Annotated in this window: 12 protein-coding genes; 5 read left to right on the forward strand and 7 right to left on the reverse strand. The window is 52.2% G+C overall.

The window, feature by feature from the left end:
- Positions 1-52: 52 nt before the first annotated feature.
- The gene (locus ACN0YN_RS27950) at positions 53-5,353 is read right to left on the reverse strand and encodes a WD40 repeat domain-containing protein (RefSeq protein WP_417388243.1); all 5,301 of its coding nucleotides are present in this window, start codon (positions 5,351-5,353) and stop codon (positions 53-55) included.
- Between the two features lie 308 nt (positions 5,354-5,661).
- A complete protein-coding gene (locus ACN0YN_RS27955) occupies positions 5,662-6,123 on the reverse strand; it encodes a hypothetical protein (protein WP_417388244.1) in 462 nt (153 codons plus the stop codon).
- Positions 6,124-6,640: 517 nt separating this feature from the next.
- On the opposite strand from ACN0YN_RS27955, the gene ACN0YN_RS27960 reads away from it, so the two are divergent.
- Complete coding sequence (locus tag ACN0YN_RS27960; protein ID WP_417388245.1) at positions 6,641-7,726, forward strand: cyclopropane-fatty-acyl-phospholipid synthase; 1,086 nt, start codon at positions 6,641-6,643, stop codon at positions 7,724-7,726.
- Between the two features lie 25 nt (positions 7,727-7,751).
- On the forward strand, positions 7,752-8,171 hold the full coding sequence (locus ACN0YN_RS27965; RefSeq protein WP_417388246.1) for a methionine-R-sulfoxide reductase: 420 nt from the start codon (positions 7,752-7,754) through the stop codon (positions 8,169-8,171).
- A 4-nt stretch (positions 8,172-8,175) separates the two neighbouring features.
- Here the strand turns inward: ACN0YN_RS27965 and ACN0YN_RS27970 are convergent, their stop codons facing one another.
- Positions 8,176-9,789 carry a protein adenylyltransferase SelO gene (locus tag ACN0YN_RS27970; RefSeq protein ID WP_417388247.1) on the reverse strand — a complete coding sequence of 538 codons (1,614 nt, stop codon included), beginning with the start codon at positions 9,787-9,789 and terminating at the stop codon, positions 8,176-8,178.
- Positions 9,790-10,054: 265 nt separating this feature from the next.
- On the opposite strand from ACN0YN_RS27970, the gene ACN0YN_RS27975 reads away from it, so the two are divergent.
- The gene (locus ACN0YN_RS27975; protein ID WP_417388248.1) at positions 10,055-11,302 is read left to right on the forward strand and encodes a hypothetical protein; all 1,248 of its coding nucleotides are present in this window, start codon (positions 10,055-10,057) and stop codon (positions 11,300-11,302) included.
- A gap of 16 nt (positions 11,303-11,318) precedes the next feature.
- Here the strand turns inward: ACN0YN_RS27975 and ACN0YN_RS27980 are convergent, their stop codons facing one another.
- Together ACN0YN_RS27980 and ACN0YN_RS27985 are read right to left on the reverse strand one after the other, a co-directional pair.
- Positions 11,319-12,566, reverse strand: coding sequence for an aminotransferase class V-fold PLP-dependent enzyme (locus tag ACN0YN_RS27980; protein ID WP_417388249.1), 1,248 nt, complete (start codon positions 12,564-12,566; stop codon positions 11,319-11,321).
- Entirely contained in the window at positions 12,526-13,683 is a 1,158-nt protein-coding gene (locus ACN0YN_RS27985; RefSeq protein ID WP_417388250.1) for a serine hydrolase domain-containing protein, read from the reverse strand. The genes ACN0YN_RS27980 and ACN0YN_RS27985 overlap by 41 nt, the downstream gene beginning before the upstream one ends.
- Before the next feature lie 305 nt (positions 13,684-13,988).
- Between ACN0YN_RS27985 and ACN0YN_RS27990 the strand changes: the two genes are divergently transcribed.
- Both ACN0YN_RS27990 and ACN0YN_RS27995 read left to right on the forward strand, forming a co-directional pair.
- Positions 13,989-15,395 carry a magnesium chelatase gene (locus ACN0YN_RS27990; protein WP_417388251.1) on the forward strand — a complete coding sequence of 469 codons (1,407 nt, stop codon included), beginning with the start codon at positions 13,989-13,991 and terminating at the stop codon, positions 15,393-15,395.
- A 55-nt stretch (positions 15,396-15,450) separates the two neighbouring features.
- Positions 15,451-17,151, forward strand: coding sequence for a hypothetical protein (locus ACN0YN_RS27995; protein WP_417388252.1), 1,701 nt, complete (start codon positions 15,451-15,453; stop codon positions 17,149-17,151).
- Between the two features lie 68 nt (positions 17,152-17,219).
- On the opposite strand, the gene ACN0YN_RS28000 is transcribed toward ACN0YN_RS27995, so the two are convergent.
- Both ACN0YN_RS28000 and ACN0YN_RS28005 read right to left on the reverse strand, forming a co-directional pair.
- A complete protein-coding gene (locus ACN0YN_RS28000) occupies positions 17,220-18,524 on the reverse strand; it encodes a tetratricopeptide repeat protein (RefSeq protein ID WP_417388253.1) in 1,305 nt (434 codons plus the stop codon).
- Positions 18,521-19,555 carry a hypothetical protein gene (locus tag ACN0YN_RS28005; RefSeq protein WP_417388254.1) on the reverse strand — a complete coding sequence of 345 codons (1,035 nt, stop codon included), beginning with the start codon at positions 19,553-19,555 and terminating at the stop codon, positions 18,521-18,523. Before ACN0YN_RS28005 ends, ACN0YN_RS28000 begins: the two co-directional genes overlap by 4 nt.
- Positions 19,556-19,854 lie beyond the last annotated feature (299 nt).

The raw sequence follows: 19,854 nt of genomic DNA on the forward strand, positions 1-19,854 counted from the left end.
TTCTGTCACAGACGGTAACTGCGGCTGGCGGCAAATGGTACCAGCCAGACGATTATTCTTCTTTCAACAGCGTATACTTAGGCACATAAGGCAGCCGCCACGAGAACACTCCTCCCGCAGATGATGTAAAAAATATCAGATTGTTCTTCATGAACACGATATTTTCCACATCGCCAAAGTGCGAAAGAGTCGCAATCAAAGGCTCCCCAGTCCCGGCGTGCCAGACACGCGCCTCACCATACTTACAACCTGTCCCCACCAGATTTCCATCAGCACTGAATCGCACCGCGAGCACCTCGTTATCGTGCTCCATGGGCTGACCTTTGATTTTACCGGTCGACAGTTCCCACAACCGGGCGAATCCATCCCGGTAACCAGCAACCAGAGTTTTGCTGTCGGGACTGAAAGCAACGGTATTCACGCCTTCTTCCTGCTGCAGGATCGCTACAGGCGCGGCTGTCAGAGCATCCCAGAGGTAGACGCCCCCATCGAGGCAACCTGAAGCCAGCAGCTTGCCGTCCGGACTGAGGGCGGCCCCCCGCGTAAACGAACCATGCTTGAGCGGCTTCCCGATCTGTTTGTGCGTCTCCACATCCCAGACATGGCCGGAACTCCCCGCCAGCGTATACATCATCTTCCCGTCCGGGCTGAACAGGATCGCTTCAATTGAAGTAGAATGCTGGAACGGCTCCCCAACCGGCTCCCCCGTTGCGGCATCCCACAGGCGAACGGTATGGTCCCAACTGCCGCTGGCCACTTTTTTCCCATCAGGACAGAAGGCGACTCTCGTCACCAGATCATCGTGCTGCAGCACTTTGCCTTTTGGCTTGGTAGTGACTGTATCCCACAGCCGGGCCGTCTTATCCTCACTGCCTGTAACGATCGTCCGCCCGTTGGGAGAAAATGCGGCATCATAAATGATTTTCTCATGCTTGAGCGAATTCCCCTCCTGCTTCCCGGTCGCAAGTGACCAGAGCTTGGCTGTACCATCCGCAGCCGTGGTCAGGATCTGGTGTTCATTGGGGGTCAGCAACAAAACTTCAATCCGTGATCCATGCGAATACTGATTCTGTTGTTTAGCTTCCCTGTTGATCGGCAGCAGCTTGTCATAGGGCTGACCTGATTTCGGATCCCACAGAAAGACCGAATCGACGCTGCCCGTCGCCACCGTTTTTCCATCCGGACAGATCGCCACCACGCTCACCTCATCTTCGTGCTGAACGGGCATTCTCCGGAGCTGACCACTCTCTACATCCCAGATATAGGCCAGTTTTCCTGCCGCGGAAATGAGCGTCCTGTTATCGGGACTCAGCGCCAGGTGCGAGATTTTCGCTTCATGCTTAAATTCACGGGGCGGCACTTCGCGGACCAGCGCGTCCCACAGACGGACCGTCTGGCCTTCACTTCCAGTGGCAAGCAGCGTCCCGTCCGGACTGTAGGCGATCACGTTCACACGCGCGTGATAGGTAAAGGAAATCTCCTGGAGATATTGCCCGCTGGGAATATCGAACTGATAGATGGCCCGCCCCGTTCGGTCAGTCGCCACAGTCTGACGGTCCGGACTCACAGCAAATGCGTGCATCGTAAAACTGTATTTGAACGGGGAGCCTGATTTCTGCTGCGTGAAGGGGTCCCAGAGTTGCGTGCCTCCCCTTGTCGACACGGCCAGAGTCTTACCATCATAACTCAGGGAACGGCTCTCCTGTTGAGTCTTTACAGGAAACGCCTCCGTCTTAAACTTCCCCGTGTTCACATCCCAGAGACGAATCCGCCTGTCGAACAGTTGACTCAGTAAATCTTCACTTTCGGTCACCACCGTCTGGCCATCATCGGAAAACGCCACCGCAGTGACCGGGCCGCGATGCCGCCAGGGCTTGCCAAGCGGTTCCCCTGTCACAGCATCCCAGAGTCGGGCCGTAAAATCTTTACTACCGGTCACCACCTTGCGGCCATCGGGGCTGAATGCAATCGATGTCACCGGATCTTCGTGCTGCAGTCTGCCGTGAAAAGTGGGAGGGATCGCCGATCCACCAGGGCGCAGCGCCTCGACCGGACCTGTCTGCGGAGGCGTAACGTTCTTTGTGGCAGTGGCAGTGGGTTTCTCTGCAGCATCCCGCAATTTCCACAAACAGATCATACTCTCAGCGCTGGTCACAGCCGTGTTGCCGTCGGGACTGAAAGCCACACGATTGACCACCTTCCCGTCGTGGTAAAACAGATCACCAATTCGTTCCTGCGTCTCCACATCCCACATCCACGTTTCACTGCCGCCGGCCAGCACGGTCGTTCCGTCAGGGCTGAAGACTGCCGAATCAAAGGTGATCGTTGGCTTCATTTCCTTACCAATCTGTTGACCATCGACAACATCCCACAGCCGGGCTGCCCCCCAGGATCCCGTCATCAGCAGGGTTTTACTATCGGGACTGAAAGCCAGCGATTCGATACATTTGGGCTGATTGATCATTTCTCCCAGCGGTTTTCGGGTCACAGGATCCCAGAGCTGGAACTTGCCCTCTTTCAGAACTTCACCGCCTCCGACCGCCATGTATTTCCCATCGGGACTGAAGGCAACCGCATACATGGAAGGCTCAATCTCTAGCTCTTCACCAATCTGCTGGCGACGCGCTACATCCCAGAGCTGAATATCATATCCGCTGACTGTCGCCAGCATCTTGCCATCCGGACTGAACGCCATATTTCTGACTTCACTGTCCAGTTCCAGAGAGTCACCGGAACGTGTTCCCGTTTTGACATCCCAGAAATGCAGGTAATTACCATCATCGCCTGTGATCAATGTTTTTCCATCCGGTGTGAAGATCACCGCATTCACATAATACTCATGCTTGAGCGGTTCACCCACCTGTTCCCCCGTCTCGACATCCCAGAGTCGCGCTGTATAATCATCGCTGCCGGAAGCCAGCAATTTGCCATCGGGACTGAAAGCGATATCCTTCACCTCGTCGCGATGCTTCAGCACATCAACTGTTAACTGATCATGGGAGACATCCCACTTCATTTGCTTATTGTATTTTTCAGGGTCGTATTCCGCGGCCTCTTTGGAAAGCGGAATCTTGGCAATCTCCCAGATCCGAACCGTCATATCAGAGCTGGCAGTCAACACGTTTTTTCCATCCGGACTGAACGCCACATCGGTAATCGAATCGCCGTGACGGATGGGTCCTGCCACCGGACGCCGTGTCTCCATGTCCCAGAGCATAGCGGTATGATCCTTACAACCGGTCAGCACCAGTTTTCCATCGGGGCTCACTGCCAGTTTCTCAATGGACTCCTCATGATGAAACGCTTTCCCCAGCGTTTTCCCCGTTTCCGCATCCCATAAATGCACATTCTTATCTTTGACTCCCGAGAGGGCATCAGAAATATTGAGCACACTCCCCGTAGTCAGCAGTGTCTTACCATCCCGGCTGAAAGCCATCGCCTGGACAATCCCTTTATGCACACAGGGACTCCCTTTGACCTTTTGTGTCGCCACATCCCAGAGCAATGCCTGGGGTGACCAGCCACCGGTCGCAATCGTTTTCCCGTCCGGACTGAAAGCCAGCACAGTGACCAGGCTGTCCTGGGACAACGGTTGACCGATCGGTCGCCCCGTCGTCATGTCCCACAATTGTGATCGATTCATCCCGCCGGTCAGGATCGTCTTACCATCGGGACTGAGGGCCGTCGAGAACACTGCCCCCTGTCCTTGCAACAGATCTCCTTTGGACTGATTCGTCTCCAGATCCCATTTCCAGACCCGCTCCACTTCCGGGTTCGGCTTCAGGCTGGAACTTGCCAGTATTAAAGTCTGACTGTCAGCCCCAAACTGAACCGTACTCAGATACTTGTTCGGAATCCCTTCCCCCTGTTGCTTTCCGCTGGCCAGATCCCAGACATAAACTGTGCCATCCCCACAGCGGGTCACCATCAGCTTGCCGTCAGGGCTGAAAGAGGCCTGGTCCACATCCCGCGGATGCTTAAAGACCAGTTCACCCAGGGTCCCCCGTTTCGCTTTTTCCAGCGGGACAGGCTTAGAGGGCTTTGTTTCTGGAGACTTCTCCTTAGCAGCTGGTGCTTTGCTTTTAGCAGCACCTGCAACCGCTGTTTTTTCATCTGTTTTCGCACGCGGCGTTTTGGCCTCTGTTCGCAGCGACTCAATCCGTCTCAAGTACGGCGCATCGGTGCAGCCCAGCAAGACAGTCTCATTATCGGGACCAACTGTTACCGTGCGTATGTGATTTTCGTGCGTGAACGGGAACGCCTGCGGAGTATCACCGGTGAGATCCCACAGTACATGCGGAGTTTTCCAGGTCTTCCGGATCAGATACTCCACCAGTACATTTTTATCTTCAGGTGTAAAGGCAACGGACTGGACCTCCCCTTCATATTCGAGAGGCTCCCCTTTCCTTTCATTCCGCGTCAGATCCCAGAAGTGAACCTTCCCCGCTTTAGTTCCCGTTAACAGCGTCTTGCCATCAGCACTGATCGCGATGGCCTGGAGATTCGACTCCTCCCGAAACGACTCCTTCTTTAAATTTCTGCCGGGCACATCCCACACTTCCAGGTAATCTTTCCCCGTCGACGTAAACAGGGTTTTCCCATCCGGGGACAGCAGCATTGCTTTGATGTAGGACTTGCCTTGCTCCAATGGTTCTCCCGAAAGCGCTCCCTTTTCAACATCGCAGACATAGACCACATTTTTACTCGCGGCAAACAGGGTCTTGCCATCGGGAGTAATCGCCAGACTCAACACAGGCCCTTTCAGTTTCAACTCTTTGTCTTCGTCCAGTTCTCCTGTTTCAGCATTCCAGAATTGAATAGTACTGTCAGTCCCCCCGCTGATCAGCGTCTTGCCATCGGGTGTAAAAACAATATCACTGACCCGTCCCGCCAGATGATGGAGTTTCTTTCCCTTCGGCTTACTACTGGCCACATCAACAATCTGCGCCGAACCGTCGTGACTGGCAACCACCACACTCTCCGCGTCCGGACTGAAGACGATCTTCTCGACAGGACCTCGAAACTGCAGTTTCTTCCCTTTCTCCTTACCACTGGCCACATCCCAAAGTTTGGCCGATTTATCATCCCAACTGCCGGTAATTAGCGTTTTCCCATCGGGACTGAAAACAGCGGAAATGATCTGCTTCTGCTGCTTGAGCGGCCCCTCATACCGGGGAGGCTCAACAGGCTTCTCGGCCTGCTTTTGTTTCTCCTGCGGTCCGGGCTGCTGAGAATACCAGAAAGCGGCCGCCCCCCCGACAATCACCAGGAAGGAAATTCCCAGCAGACTCCAGCGAAATATTGATTGTTTGCCCGGTGCCGGTTCATTTTCGGGGCTGACTTGATCTGACATTATCCTGCTCGTTTTCTCAGTATCGAAGGGATTGTTTTACGGGGAGCGCCAGCCGAACATGAACAGAGCACATACTCACATTCGCACAGATATACAATAATCAGCTGAATTTCAATAAACAATACTTTACAGCTGATTTTTCACGTGATGCGCAGCATCCAACGGCTCCCTTAGTACCATCTTCAAGGATGGCATGAGGGCTGTGTAAATGGACCTTCCCCGCAAAGAGAGAAATCAAAAGAGACAGGGAGCCTGCTACCGTCCCGAAACCGGCTCAATCAGACAGGCTCTTTCAGAAATGTGCGAGATCAATCACCAGCACCAAAGTCGTTATTGAATGCTTCCTGCAGAATCCGGCGTTCGTGGCGTTGATGGGCAATGTAACTGGTAATCCAGTCCCGGAGTTCATCTCGAAGCTCACTTGCCATTTGTTTCATCTGCTGCAGTGGCTGAGAATCACGCATCCGGGTACGCAGTTCGTCCAGTTTCTTCAATAACTCGCAGCGTTCCTGGTACAGGTCGCGCACCTGCCCCTGCCAGTTCGGATGTTCTTCGAGCACTTCTTCAAGGTAGCCCCCCTCATCCTGTAACTCGAATTCTCGAGGCATTGCCTTCAGGAGTGTATCGAGTACTTTAGAAATCCATTTCCAGGCTCCCGCATCGCCATCGACTTCTTCCAGCAAGTCCAGTAAGTCGCCTAACAGGATATATTCCAGCGCTGAAATCTCTTCCAGCGCGCCATCAACAAGACATGAATATTTTCTGGCCATTCTAAACTCCTTGAATTGCAAAGAGAACACTCCGAGCAAACGCTCTCTCTGTTATGGAATTGATTGATGTGACGTAGGCAACTCCTGTTTGAAATTTGCTGGGTCAATCGGAAATGAAATAAGAACACTGTGATTTGTTGATAACAATTTACCAATCCCGAGAGAGCTCGTCAAAAAAACTTTTCACAGAATTGGATTTCCAGCGGTTTACATCAGGATTCCCCATCCTCATTCTCTCGAAACAGAGTCTTTCAACCTCATACAAGATTGAGAGTTAGCGTTTTTCAATCGAGAGAGATCACTCTGTTGAGATAGCTGAACGATCCATCACTGACAATCTGACGGACTCAAAACTGACATTCACCCCCGCCATACAATCCACGCTAACCACAACTGCAGATCAATAGCTTCGCGCCCCCTGTTCCGCTACACTGGATTAAAAGCCTGTTCAGAAATCTTCCACAGGCTATCATTCACATCATTGATTGCATTTCAAATCAGAAGCAGGAAAAAACACATGCCTACGACGACCGGTATGAAAGGCGGCGGCTATTACGATGCCAACTCCAGAGAACAACGTTCTGCTTCACAGGCTTTCCTTCCCTGGCTGGAATCAGCCATAGCCGATCTGCCTGATCCGCCGCTGCACCAGCAGTCGTGGAACCTGCTTGACATCGGTTCGTCGGAAGGTGCCAATGCAATCTACACTACGGAGCGGCTCATTTCTGTTTTACGTGAAAAGAGTGATCTCCCCATCTGGGCACTCTTTGATGATCTGCCGACCAATGACTTCAACCAGATGTTCCTGAACCTGTTTCCCGCTGGGAAATCCGTACTTGCTGCCAACGATGTTTATACCGCCGCAATCGGAGGTTCCGCCTTTGGCAGACTGGTTCCCCCAGCCAGCCTGCATGTAGCAACGACCTTCAATGCCATCGGCTTTTTTGAAACCAGGCCTGCTGCCCCCTTACCCGGATTCATTATTCCCATGCTGCCCAACCCCAATGCCACCCGAGAAGGCGTGCAGGTCAGCGAAGAGGAATTGATCCCTTTCCAGCAACAGGCTCATCAGGATCTCTGTCATTTCTATCGAGCCAGAGCAGCAGAACTGGTGCCCGGCGGAAAGCTGCTGGTTCAGATATTCGGTAGAAATGAAACACATTCAACAGGACATGGCATCTGTGATGTACTCAGTGATGCCTTACTCGACTTTGTTGAGGCAGACATGCTGCCACGATCTTTCTATGAAGATTTTCTCTTCCCCGCTTCCTATCGAAATACGGCAGAACTGATTGCTCCCATTGAAAATGAAACCGACCTGTCAGCAGCATTCCATATTGAACAGGTCGATGCATGCGATGTACCGGTCCCGTTCAATGATGCGTTTGCTGCTAATGAGGACCGGGCTGCGTGGGCCAAAAGTTATACCGGCTTTCTGCGTGCCTTCACGGAACCAGTACTTGCTGCGGCTCTGCCAGAGGAATTACCACAGGAAAACACGGTCGAAAAAATCTATCAGCGAATCGAACGCCTGCTGCAGGACTATCCCGATCGGTATGAATTCCATTTCATTTCGATCGCCACGTTACTGACACGACTTTAAATGTTAAACTCACAGAAAGAATATCATGGCATCTGATTCTGCCGAATCAAAATATAATCCTCTCACACCGGAAGAAGCACGCGTCATTCTGCATAAAGGAACCGAGCGTCCCTTCTTTGGTGAATACACCAACCTCAAGTCAGACGGAACCTTTATCTGTCGCCAATGCAATGCGCCCCTTTATCGCAGTGAAGACAAATTCGAAAGTCATTGTGGGTGGCCGAGCTTTGATGATGAATTGCCCGGCACTGTAGACCGCTTTCCTGATCCGGACGGCTCACGCACCGAGATCGTCTGTCATAACTGTGGCGGTCATCTGGGACATGTCTTTCTGGGAGAGCGCATGACCGACAAAAATACCCGGCATTGTGTGAATTCGATTTCGATGAAATTCGTTCCCGCCGGTGAAGATTTGCCTCCAGTCATTTCAGCCGACCATTCCTGACTCTTCAGGAACTGCAGGACAACATTGAACAGCCGGGACGATGGCGGGCCCACTCCGGTCGCTTCCCGGCGTATTCTTCCTGCTCAGGTTGCTCATCATAAGGTCGCCTCAACAGTTCCAGTAGATCATTCACCAGAGAGAAGTCTCCTGCCGCGGCTTTATCGATCGCCATTTGCGCCAGATAGTTTCGCAGCACATACTTGGGATTGACGCGATTCATCCGTTCCCGTCGCTCCGTGTCTGAAGACGGCTCCTCGCGCAGACGGTTTAAATATCGTTCCAGCCAGTCAACGATTTTCGTTCGTACATCCCCCGTTATTTTTGCAGGATCGTAATACGCATCCAGTAACGGCGCCAGCAACTCGGTTGAATTAGTCACCAGCTCTCCCTCTGCTTTCAGCAACGCCAGTCGGCGGAAGAAGATCGTCATGTCGGTTTCCACCAGTTGCAGGACCTGCTGAAGTTCTTCAATCAGTGGCAAATCGGTTTCCGGTTTCAGGGAGCGCAACCCCAGCTTCTCTGCCATCATCTGTTGGAATCCGTGTTCGAACCGGTCGACATACTCATCCAGCGATTTCTGCAGTGGCTCGGCTTCTTCAATTAAAGGAAAGATGGCATTTGCCAGTTGGACGAGATTCCAGAGTGCGATCTGCGGTTGATTTCCAAAGCGATAGCGACGCCCTGCCGCATCTGTAGTATTCGGCGTCCAGTTGGGATCATAGTCTTCCAGCCAGCCGTACGGGCCATAGTCAATCGTCAGCCCCAGAATCGACATGTTATCCGTATTCATCACCCCATGTACAAAACCGACACGCATCCAGTGAATAATCATCTCAGCCGTACGTCGACAAACTTCCTCGAACCAGCGCAGATACACTTCGCGACCGGGTTTACCCAGTTCAGGAAAGTCGGTGCGAATCGTATAGTCGACCAGTTTCTTCAGAGTTTCGATTTCCCCCCGGGATGCAAAGATCTGATAATTCCCAAAACGCAGAAACGAAGGCGCCACGCGACATACCACCGCCCCCGGCTCATGCTCAGGATTCCCATCATAAAACATGTCGCGCAGAACCTGCTCCCCGGTGAGAACTAAGCTCAATGCGCGCGTCGTTGGTACTCCCAGATGATACATGGCTTCACTACAGAGAAATTCGCGGACGGAAGATCGTAATACCGCCAATCCATCTGCAGTACGGGAATAGGGAGTCGGCCCCGCTCCTTTCAGCTGCAGCGTCCAGTGTTCCCCCTTGTGGTTGCGAACTTCTCCCAGGTTGATCGCCCGCCCATCCCCCAGTTGACCGGCCCAGTTCCCAAACTGATGCCCGCCATAACACATGGCAAACGGGTCCATTCCCTCGAGGACCTGATTCCCGGCAAAGACAGCGGCAAAATCATCTGATCCCACCGCTTCAGCTGACAGGTCCAGAAAGCTCGCTACTTCTTTCGAGTACGCCACCAGTTGCGGTTGACTTACTTTGGTCGGAGTCACGCGCGAGTAACACGCCTGACTCACCTGTCGTCGAAAATTCTTCGTCTCCGGATCAGCGGGCATTTCCCGGGTGAACTGGTTATCAAATTCAAGCTCATGCAGATTCTGTAATGTTTGTTGACTGTTCATACCTGAATTCTATCAGTTGAACCGGCTACTGAAAAGCAGGCACAACCACAGGCTGTCTTCTGGCGAAACAGAGAACCAAGAGAAAGAGTATCAAAACGTTCCGCATTTCTGGTCACGTTCTCTATCCAAGCCTTTGTTTTCATAAAACACTTGAAGTAACGCAGATAATACTTCATAGTTTACATAAACCTGCCCTGATATTTCCTGCCTTCGCTTTCGCGCTCAGTGATTCACCGATCAGGATACCCCCGACAGGAGCGAAAACATGAATCGCATCAATCGCCGTACCTGGCTGCAACAGGCTTCCGTAGCGTCTCTTCCCTGGCTGATGACCAGCTCACTCACCGCAGCCAATACAAAAGACCGAGCCTCACTACCGGTTGCTGCCATCGTCACAGAATATACGCCCACCTCGCATGCAGACGTTCTGGTGGGAAAAATTCTGGAAGGCTTTCAGCAACAGGGAGGCCCCGGTCCTGATTTAACACTGGCCGCTCTCTACACTGACCAGGTTCCCGAAAGAGACATGAGCCGCAAACTGTCTCGTAAGTACAAATTCCCGATTGCGGAAACTATAGAAGAAGCGATCACACTTGGAACCAACCAGGTGCAGGTCGCGGGAGTTCTGATAATCGGCGAACACGGAGACTATCCTTATACGCCTGACACAAAACAGCACATGTATCCCCGCAAACAATTCTTCGATCAAATTGTCGCCACTTTCAAAAAATATGGAAAAGCCGTCCCTGTCTATAACGACAAACACATGGGCTATCGCTGGCAGGACGCCAAAGACATGTATGAGACCTCTCGTAAAATGGGCTTCCCCATGATGGCGGGTTCTTCGCTGCCTGTCGCCTGGCGTAAGCCGACACTAACATTACCCGAGAATTGCGAGATCGAATCTGTGATGACCATCGGTCGTGGTAACTTTGAAACCCACGGCTTCCATTCGCTGGAAGCACAACAATGCCTGATTGAACATCGTCAAGGCCCCACCGGAGTTGCCGCTGTGGAAACCGCGCAAGGCCAACAGATCTGGGAGGCGGAACGAAATGGAAAATGGGACCGGTCCATGTTGCAGGCAGCGCTGGATGTGATGCCACATGTCGCAAAAGGCAAGTGGGAAAACATTCTGAAAGATGACAGTGCCTTCTATTTTGTGGAACATCAGGATGGTTTGCAGAGTACCGTGGCAATGGCAAATCGACTCAGCAGACACTACGCAGTCGCCGTGAAACTGAAAGGGGAAGACAAACCCCGGGCCACCTGGTTCAAACTGGACCTTGATCGTCCCTTCGGCCATTTCGCCTACCTGCTCCAGGCCATCGAACACATGATTCATACAGGCGAACCAGCCTATCCGGTCGAACGAACCCTGCTGACGACCGGCACTCTGGACGCGATTATGCACAGTCTGGCGGCGGACGGTAAACGCATTGAAACCCCGCAACTGGCTATCGACTACACCCCTGTCAGTTGGCCTTATGCGAATCAGCCTGCGAAATCCTGACGAGTTCAAGAAAACATTATTTCAACAGTTCACACAAGCGCTGCGCCAACACACTGACCTGATCTGCTTTCAGACAGAATGGATTAACCGTTAAAAATCCTTCATGCAGTCGGGCATGTCCAACATAAACAGCAGGCGTCCCCTGTCTCAATTTCCCGCAGACATCGAAAGCCGTACCGACTTTGTCTTCTTCGATCTGAATCTCCAGTAGTGGCCATTTCTCATTGCAATCGGGAATCTCGAGCGAACAGACAGCGTTTGCATTCTCCCGTTCCAGCACTTCTGCGATCTGCTCCAGCCAGCCGCGAAATTCCTGGTTCTGGGCATCATAGGCACCGGAAGAAAACAGTTCCAACGCCGTCAACAACGCGATAATTTCCTCTTTCGATACTTTCAAAGCCCGACCAATACCGTGACGGGGAATGCCATCAAACAGAGTCAGGTCAATCAGATCAGCCGGAGGATCCCACAGTTGTCCATGATCGTCCATGTCCAGCATCTGCAGGGCTGCAGAAGAAATCAGTTCCCGTTTCCCGCATAACAGACCCGTTGATTGAGGACCGCGAATTGCTTTTCCACCACTATAGGCAACCAGTTCGGCTCCAGTGGCAGCGATCGCTTTCAGATTAGATCGAGGGGGTACTTCTCCTGCAGCATCTACCAGAACTGGAATCCCCCGCTCCCGGGCGACTTTCACAACTTCACTCAACGCAGGCTGAGAATCCGCTGCATGCACGTAGACAATACCCGCAGTCTGTGTATTGATGGCGGCCGCATATTCCCAGGGTTCCGTCCGTCGCACACCGGCATTGGAAACTATTTCATTGAAACCGACTTCCACCAGTCTTGCACCGGCAGCCCGCACAGCATGATCGTACCCGCTTCTTTGTTCCCGCGCGATGATGAATTCATGCGGAAAACCGTCGCAGTGAGGCAGTTGTTCCATCCGCCTCAAATCATGTCGTGCCAGAATCGCGGCTGCCCCCAGTGTCAACGCTCCGGCAGCACCGGAAGTCACGAGACCGGCTTCCGTACCGGTCTGTTCTGCGATTTTGCGTGAAGCGGCCGCCTGTAGCTGCTCTAAGGAAACAGAGACCTCAGATGCCTGACGAAAGGCATCCAGCACTTCCTCAGGCATCGGCGCGCCCCCCAGTCGGGTTACACTGCCGCAGGCATTGATAATTGGCTCCACACCGAAGCGTTGATAGATACTCACCCGCAGCTCACTTTCCATATTTCTCGCGTGCCCAGTTTTTGAAAGCACCTTGCGCTTCTTTTCCTTTTCCGGGAAATCCGCCATGCTGTACCATCCAGATGGTCACAATCCCTTCTTCGGGTCGAATTTCCATATTCGTGGCGTGCGCACCACCATGTCCAAACCAGTCGGGACCGACAGCCAGCCCCAGTCCATATCTCTGCTTGACTGCTTCCGGAGTCTGTCGCGTCGTCAGTTCTTTAAGAGCGGCTTCACTCAGATACCGTTTACCCTTGAATTCTCCTCCATTCAACAGCATCTGACAGTAAATCGCGGTGTCCTGCGCTGTCGAAAACAGTCCCCCCGCCGGCATGGGAAACCGGTGCGCGGCATCAGTGAGAGGATAAGTCAACTGGTTCAAGGGAAATTCCGCCAGATCAGTTTTTGATGAATCGGGTCGATACGACTTTGCCAGTCGAGCAACCTGTGCTTCACTCGGCCAGAATGTGGTATCTTTCATTCCCAGGGGGTCAAACAATCGCTCCTGCATGAAATCTTCGTACTTCTTGCCTGTCACGACTTCGATAATCCGCGCCGCCGTATTAATACCAGCATTTGAATATTGATAATGTGTCCCCGGTTCCGTCTGCAGAGGCGTCATGGCATAACTGCGAACCGCAGCTTCCAGCGGCAGTCCATCCAGGACAGGCACTTCAATCGCAGATTTAAAAGGAAGACCGCTCACATGACTCAACACTTCGCGAATCGTAATCGGATGTGACGGCTTACGGAGCAGGACGTGGTTATCATCTTTTTCAGCAATGACCATCTGCCCTTTGAATTCCGGCAAGTATTTTTCCACCGGGTCATCCAGGGAGATTTTCCCTTCATCAACCAGCATCATGACCGCTGTCGCCGTCATCCCCTTGGATTGTGAGGCGATCCAGAACATCGCATCCGCAGGCATCGCCTTTTTACCTTCGATGTCAGCAAAACCAATAGTATCCACGGAAAGGATCTGATCCTTGTCAGCCACCAACGCGACAGCACCGGCCAGCTCATGTCGATCCACATACGGTTGTAATACTGCAGCTACCGATTCTGGGGAACCAGCATTGGCATTTTTTATATGAAATGTAACCGCTGCCAGAATAAGAATAGTCAGGATTCGAATGTGAGGCTGCATTAGTGTCCTTTATCTGTAAGGGTGATCTTTTCAAAAGATTAATCTTACCGAAAGGACATATTGAAGGTAAAGCGGGGAGGACATACCAGGTTGAACCGTAGCAGCCAGATAGAGGACAGACGCGTCTCTTTGAAGATCGTCATCTATGCTTTTTTCCCTGATTCCGGGCAATCATGAACAACTGCACTATAGTCGAGGCTCTCGATTTGTCTATGATTGAGTGTAGGCTGCAGGTTCCGGTAATCGCCAGCCCAGCGCAAAATTGACTTAAAATTAAAATTATCAAATCGGAATGAGATTGCTTTATGAATCGTCCCACCAATCTGGCGGAACTCCGCGAAACCGGCTGGAAGAGTAAAACTGTAAAACGCGAAATTTATGATAATCTCATGCAGGCCCTGCAGTCAGGCGATGAGCTGTTTCCCGGAATTGTCGGCTATGATGACACCGTGATTCCCGATATTGTCCTGGCACTCCTCTCCGAACATGACATGCTGTTCCTGGGAGAAAAAGGACAGGCAAAAAGCCGTATCATGCGACTGCTGGTTCGATTCCTTGATCCTGAAATCCCATATCTGGATATCCCGGAATCCCCCGTTCACGATGATCCCTATCAGCCCATCACAAGCATCGGAAAAACGTTCCTTGCCAATACTCCCGAACACGAAGTCCCCATTGCCTGGTGGTCTCGCGAAGACCGTTACGCAGAGCGTCTGGCTCCGGGGACCAAATTCGCCGATGTGATTGGTGAAATCGATCCCGCTAAACTGGCGCACGGCGAAAGTATGTCCGCAGAAAGTGCCCTGCACTTCGGCCTGATTCCCCGCATGCATCGCGGCATTTTCGCAATGAACGAACTTCCCGAACTGGATGAACTCGTGCAGGTCGGTCTGTTCAATATTCTGGAAGAACGGGACGTGCAGATTCGCGGCTATCCCATTCGTTTTGATCTGGACATGCTGATTCTGTTTTCCTCCAACCCCTCGACATTCAACCGGAGTGGAAAGGTCATCCCGCAGTTGAAAGACCGGATTGGCTCGGTCATCCATACCCACTACCCCCGCGATCGCAGCCTGGGAATTGAAATTATGGAACAGGAAGCCAGCGTGGAACTGGAGGGGGAGGTTCCCGTCGTGGTTCCTTATTTCATGCGGGAAATTGTCGAACAGATCACGGTTGCCGCCCGGGCTTCGAAATATGTCGACCACGATTCGGGTGTGAGTGCCCGCTTCAGTATCGCCAACTACCGGATGATGATTGCTGCGGCTCGCAGACGGGGGGCTGTGCTCAATGAAAAACCGGCGGTGCCCCGCATCAGCGATCTGGGGCACCTCTACTCCTCTTCACTGGGGAAACTGGAACTCGATCTGATGGGTGCCAACCAGATGTCGGAACGCCAGGTTCTGGATGCCATCATCGCCAAAGCGATCCAGGATGTCTTTCAGGAATACATCGTTGAACATGGTCTGGCAGAAATCGGCGAAATTTTTGCCCAGGGAATCAAAATTGAAGTGGGTGACATGCTCCCTTCCTCGCAGTACGCAGAACGACTCAAGCGCGTTCCCCCAGTCTGGGATAAAGCTTTCGAAGTCAATGCATCGGGTGATGAAGCCATCCGGGCCTCCTGTATCGAATTCGTATTAGCAGGCCTCTATGCCAACAGCAAGATATCGCGCTCACAGGATCATGGACGCATTGTTTATGAAACATAAACGCAACATTACTATTCTTTCACAACTCTCCTGAGAGAGAGATTGAGACCCGACTATGTCCGATAAACGACTGACTGGCGGAATCATTCACACGTACCAGAAGTACGATCCGAAACGTATTCCCGACCCGATGCAACCCCCTCCTGACCTGGTCTCCCCTGCATTGAACCATATGATGTATTATGGCTCGATGCGGGAACTGACAGAGGAAGAACTGGCACGCGCCATCCGACTCGATCCCAGTCAGATCGCAGGCCTGGGCCCCAGTCTGGATGCTCTCGTCGCCATGCTGGAGGAACGGAAACGCAAGATTCTGGAAACGTACGAAACCGACAGCGTCAGGAAAAAAGCCCGGCGCACCTATCGTGATTACGCAAAGCAGTTGCAGCCTCCCCGTCGATTAAAAGATTATTTCAAACAGGCAGTCCGCGAAGAACAGATCTACGATCTGGAACGGATCTGGTACAAAACAGAAGACGACAGCAGTCCGTTTGCCCGCGGGCTGGTTCAACTGGTGGACCGTCTAAGTGACAAATACGAAATTGATGAGCTGGCATCGAAATATTACTTCACCGGACAAACATCGATGACGATTCCGGAAGCTTTGGAAATCAAGGCAGAACTGGAAAAGATCGACGAACTGCTCAAGCAACTCGAAGAGGCCCGCGAGACCGCACAGATCGCCATTATCGATATGGAAGCCCTGTCTGAATTCACACAGCCCGGCGATATGGAAACACTGGAAGCCCTGCAGAAACAGGTCCGCGACCTGATGCGGGAAATGGCCGATCAGCAGGGGTTGGAGTTTTCCAAAGGGCAGTTCCGTCTGACTCCGAAAGCATACCGTCTGTTTCAAAGCCGCATCCTGGAAAAAATCTTCAGTGACCTGCAGGCATCCCGCACCGGGCGACATACCGGTCCGGTCGTAGGTGAAGGAGCCGTTGAACTCCCCACCACCAAACCATATGAATTCGGAGACTCTGTCTCGAACATGGACATCATGCAGTCCTTCACGAATGCCATTCTCCGCGATGGTCCCGGCTTGCCCATTCGCCTGAAGTCCGATGACCTTGTGATCCATAAAACGCGCAATACCCCCAAGTGCGCGACAACCGTGCTGATGGACATGAGCGGCTCGATGCGATACGAAGGCCAATACGTCAACGTCAAGCAGATGGGGCTGGCGCTGGAAGCTTTAATTCGCGGCGAATATCCAGGCGACTACCTGCAATTCATCGAGATGTACACGTTTGCCAAACCGCGGACGGCTGCGGAAATTGTCGAACTCATGCCTAAGCCGGTGACCATTTTTGATCCTTTTGTACGTCTGAAAGTGGATATGAGCGATGAAAACATCAGCGAACAGATCGTCCCGCCACACTTTACGAACATCCAGCATGCACTGCAGCTCTCACGACATTTTCTCGCGCTGCAGGACACTCCCAACCGGCAAATCATTCTGATTACCGACGGCCTGCCTACGGCGCACTTTGAAGGCGAGCAACTGTATCTGCTCTATCCCCCCGATCCACAGACTGAAGCAGCCACGATGCGGGAAGCCCACCTTTGTAAACGGGAAGGCATCACGATTAATATCTTTCTGATTCCCAGTTGGTCACAGTCCAGCGAGGATATTCAGTTCGCGCACCGTCTGGCAGAAGCGACACAGGGGCGTGTCTTCTTTACGGCCGGTCGCGATCTGGATCGCTACGTCGTCTGGGACTACGTTTCACAGCGCCGGGACATCATCGGATAATCATGACCAATAGAACAGGCAGCATTTCATAGACAGCAGGGCTCTGATACGTCCGCATCTGGTCTGGTTCAGCGAGTTCCGCCCCGCCAGACATTGAAACAACCAAAGTGCTGCTGCTGTAATGAGGTAATCAGTTTCTGTCCGGATTTCCCGTAGCGGTCGACATTCAATGCCATCGCCTGAAGAGCGTGCTCCCGTGCTTTGGATGTCTGTTGCGTGTCTTCATAAAACTGTGCGAGTAAAAAATGTTGATCGGCCGCAGGTGCCAGCGACAACGCCGATAAATACGCACTTTCTGCTTCTTCATAGTTCCCTCGTTTCCTTTCAGCAAATGCAATCCCTTTCCAGGCAGAGACAATCCCCGCCTGTTGCTGTTCTGAATGCGGCAATCGTTTCCACGCATTCAGGGACTTTCGGTACCAGATTTCGCTTTCTTCCCACTGCTCCTGCTGCTGATAAATATTCCCCAGCAACTGACAGGTAAGCGGGCTGACTGTTTTTTGATCCTTCCAGGGAGCCAGCAGACGGAGTGCCTCCGATCGATTTCCCAGAATGGTCAGTAACCGGGCACGTTGATAGATGGCTTCTTCATTTTCTTTCGCTTCCAGCTGCATATACCCGAGGTTGCGTTCGATTTCATAGCAGCTTCGATCCAGATCGCGTGCCAGATCACCAGCAGGCATTCCACTAATTTTCTGCCAGGGTGCCAGCACACATACTTCGCGCGTCAAACGGCGGGCATCTCCCAGGCGACCACTGCCCAGCGATTCCTCTACGGTGGTTACGATCTCATCTACCCGTGATTGAATATAGATCGCAGGCACCAGGATCGCTGTCAGCAAAGCCAGTCCCCAGATCAGAAGTCCCTGCTGAAAAGTTGACTCAGCGGATTTTCCTCTGCCGGAGATCTGTCCTTCGATCAGGCACAGCGTCATCAGCAGCCAGAAAGCCAGAACAGGGCGTAAAATAATCGACTCCCAGGCATCGTAACTGCTCAACGTACCACTGGGACTCTTGCTGGTCAAAGCCATGACCAGAATCCCTGCCGCACCTGTATAAAAAATGATCTGAACCAGTTTGAACAGGGGAGGACTGTGATGACTGAAGATTCGAAACAGCCAGTCAGAACAGAGAATTACCAGTGGCAGCATGCAGACAAAACAGACAATCGCAATATCGACACGCAAGTAAGGCAGACTCAGACTTCCCGCATCGCGGACCGTTGAAACCCACCAGCCACTCAGACAGGACAGAATGATGGCCAGCAGGATGATCAGACTGCGACTGGGAGACTCATTAGTCGCCTCTTTCATTTGGATCGAATCCGCCGATGCTGCATCGGTAGTTTGACCTGGCAGTTCCTGACGTTTCATGCGCGAGCAGGCCTCCTCGATTTCCAGAGGTACCCATCATAAGCATAATGCAGAAACGCCATAATCAGATTGGCAGTGAGCCAGAGTTCAAGCAGATGAGATTCCATCAACCAGGCGCCCATGCCTAAGATCACGACAAATACAGCCAGAACCAGGCCCCAGCGAGGCATCAGTTTTTGAAACAGTTGTGTCGTCGACTGACCCGATTTCCGTGTCCGATCGACGGACCAGTTGACGATTGCCAGATATTCAATGGAATGAAACAGCGCAGAAGCCGTCGTCAAGACCAGCAGCATCATCGGGTTTTGAGCAGCCACTGCCCCCAGCATCGCCAGATACAAACTCATCACGCTGATAAAGTAGAGACAGCGCCCCACCGTCTGTGCTCTCAGTTGCCAGAGTTCTCTGACAATCATGGTAACTGGAATCAGAGCGAAAACGTAATCCAGAGTTCCCCATCCCTGACTGGCAGCAGCCCCGACAGAAGCCCAGCTTGCGATGCGAAACGTAACATAGAGCAGAAAGCCGCGCATCAACCACTTATCCACCCGCAACCTCAGCGGGGAAAGCCCCCCTGTTTTTCGGCCATAAATACTATAGATGCCATGATGCTGGGCAGCAAAATGCCAGGCGTTCCAGATGTAATCGATTGTGAGCAGACAAGTGAGAGCGCCCGTGGAAATCTTGACCGTCACCGGTATCGTCAACAGGCACACCGTAATCAGAATGTATTTCATTTTATTTGCCTGCAGGCGATCTCGCTCTAAAAACAGTAATGCAGGCGTGATCCAGCGGTGAGGCGTTGTGATAAAATAGACCTGCCAGAAACTGATACTGCTCTGGATCTCCAGTCCTCCCCACCACTGAAGTAATACCAGGAACGGCCACCCCAGGTTCGCCAGAAAGAACAGATCATACCGGGGATCCACAAGCCAGGCTGCCTGCAATGACTGGCGAAAGCTGCGGACTGCTGCGTCTGGCTGATCAGCAGCCGCCTGAGGCAACACTGCGGATTGAGTTATTTGAGACATATAAATAATTGCCCTGGAGTCATACCAGGTTCAAAAAATAACTGAAGAAAGAACATAAAGAAAGCTTTAAAGGGATTCGTTTCCGTTCCCAGATTTTCATGACACATATCTTAAGCGTGAATTATTAAGAAGCTGTGAACAAATGGAGAAATTCATTTCGAAAGCATGCCCTGGAAAAAAGAGGAGCCTTCTAATGCTCTAATCAGACAGGTCATCTCATAAATTAGAGCGCGTCACAGATAACCGTAGCGGTAGCCACAGTGTGTAATGTAGTTCCTGCTTTCTGTGCTGGTGATCTG

This window comes from Gimesia sp. (assembly GCF_048260065.1).
Lineage (GTDB): Bacteria > Planctomycetota > Planctomycetia > Planctomycetales > Planctomycetaceae > Gimesia.

Excerpts from the sequence above, each read along its gene's own strand:
- ACN0YN_RS27975 (WP_417388248.1), top strand. The coding sequence starts at position 10,055 with ATGAATCGCATCAATCGCCGTACCTGGCTGCAACAGGCTTCCGTAGCG.
- ACN0YN_RS27950 (WP_417388243.1), bottom strand. The coding sequence starts at position 5,353 with ATGTCAGATCAAGTCAGCCCCGAAAATGAACCGGCACCGGGCAAACAA.
- ACN0YN_RS28005 (WP_417388254.1), bottom strand. The coding sequence starts at position 19,555 with ATGTCTCAAATAACTCAATCCGCAGTGTTGCCTCAGGCGGCTGCTGAT.
- ACN0YN_RS28000 (WP_417388253.1), bottom strand. The coding sequence starts at position 18,524 with ATGAAACGTCAGGAACTGCCAGGTCAAACTACCGATGCAGCATCGGCG.
- ACN0YN_RS27995 (WP_417388252.1), top strand. The coding sequence starts at position 15,451 with ATGTCCGATAAACGACTGACTGGCGGAATCATTCACACGTACCAGAAG.
- ACN0YN_RS27965 (WP_417388246.1), top strand. The coding sequence starts at position 7,752 with ATGGCATCTGATTCTGCCGAATCAAAATATAATCCTCTCACACCGGAA.
- ACN0YN_RS27960 (WP_417388245.1), top strand. The coding sequence starts at position 6,641 with ATGCCTACGACGACCGGTATGAAAGGCGGCGGCTATTACGATGCCAAC.
- ACN0YN_RS27955 (WP_417388244.1), bottom strand. The coding sequence starts at position 6,123 with ATGGCCAGAAAATATTCATGTCTTGTTGATGGCGCGCTGGAAGAGATT.
- ACN0YN_RS27985 (WP_417388250.1), bottom strand. The coding sequence starts at position 13,683 with ATGCAGCCTCACATTCGAATCCTGACTATTCTTATTCTGGCAGCGGTT.
- ACN0YN_RS27970 (WP_417388247.1), bottom strand. The coding sequence starts at position 9,789 with ATGAACAGTCAACAAACATTACAGAATCTGCATGAGCTTGAATTTGAT.
- ACN0YN_RS27990 (WP_417388251.1), top strand. The coding sequence starts at position 13,989 with ATGAATCGTCCCACCAATCTGGCGGAACTCCGCGAAACCGGCTGGAAG.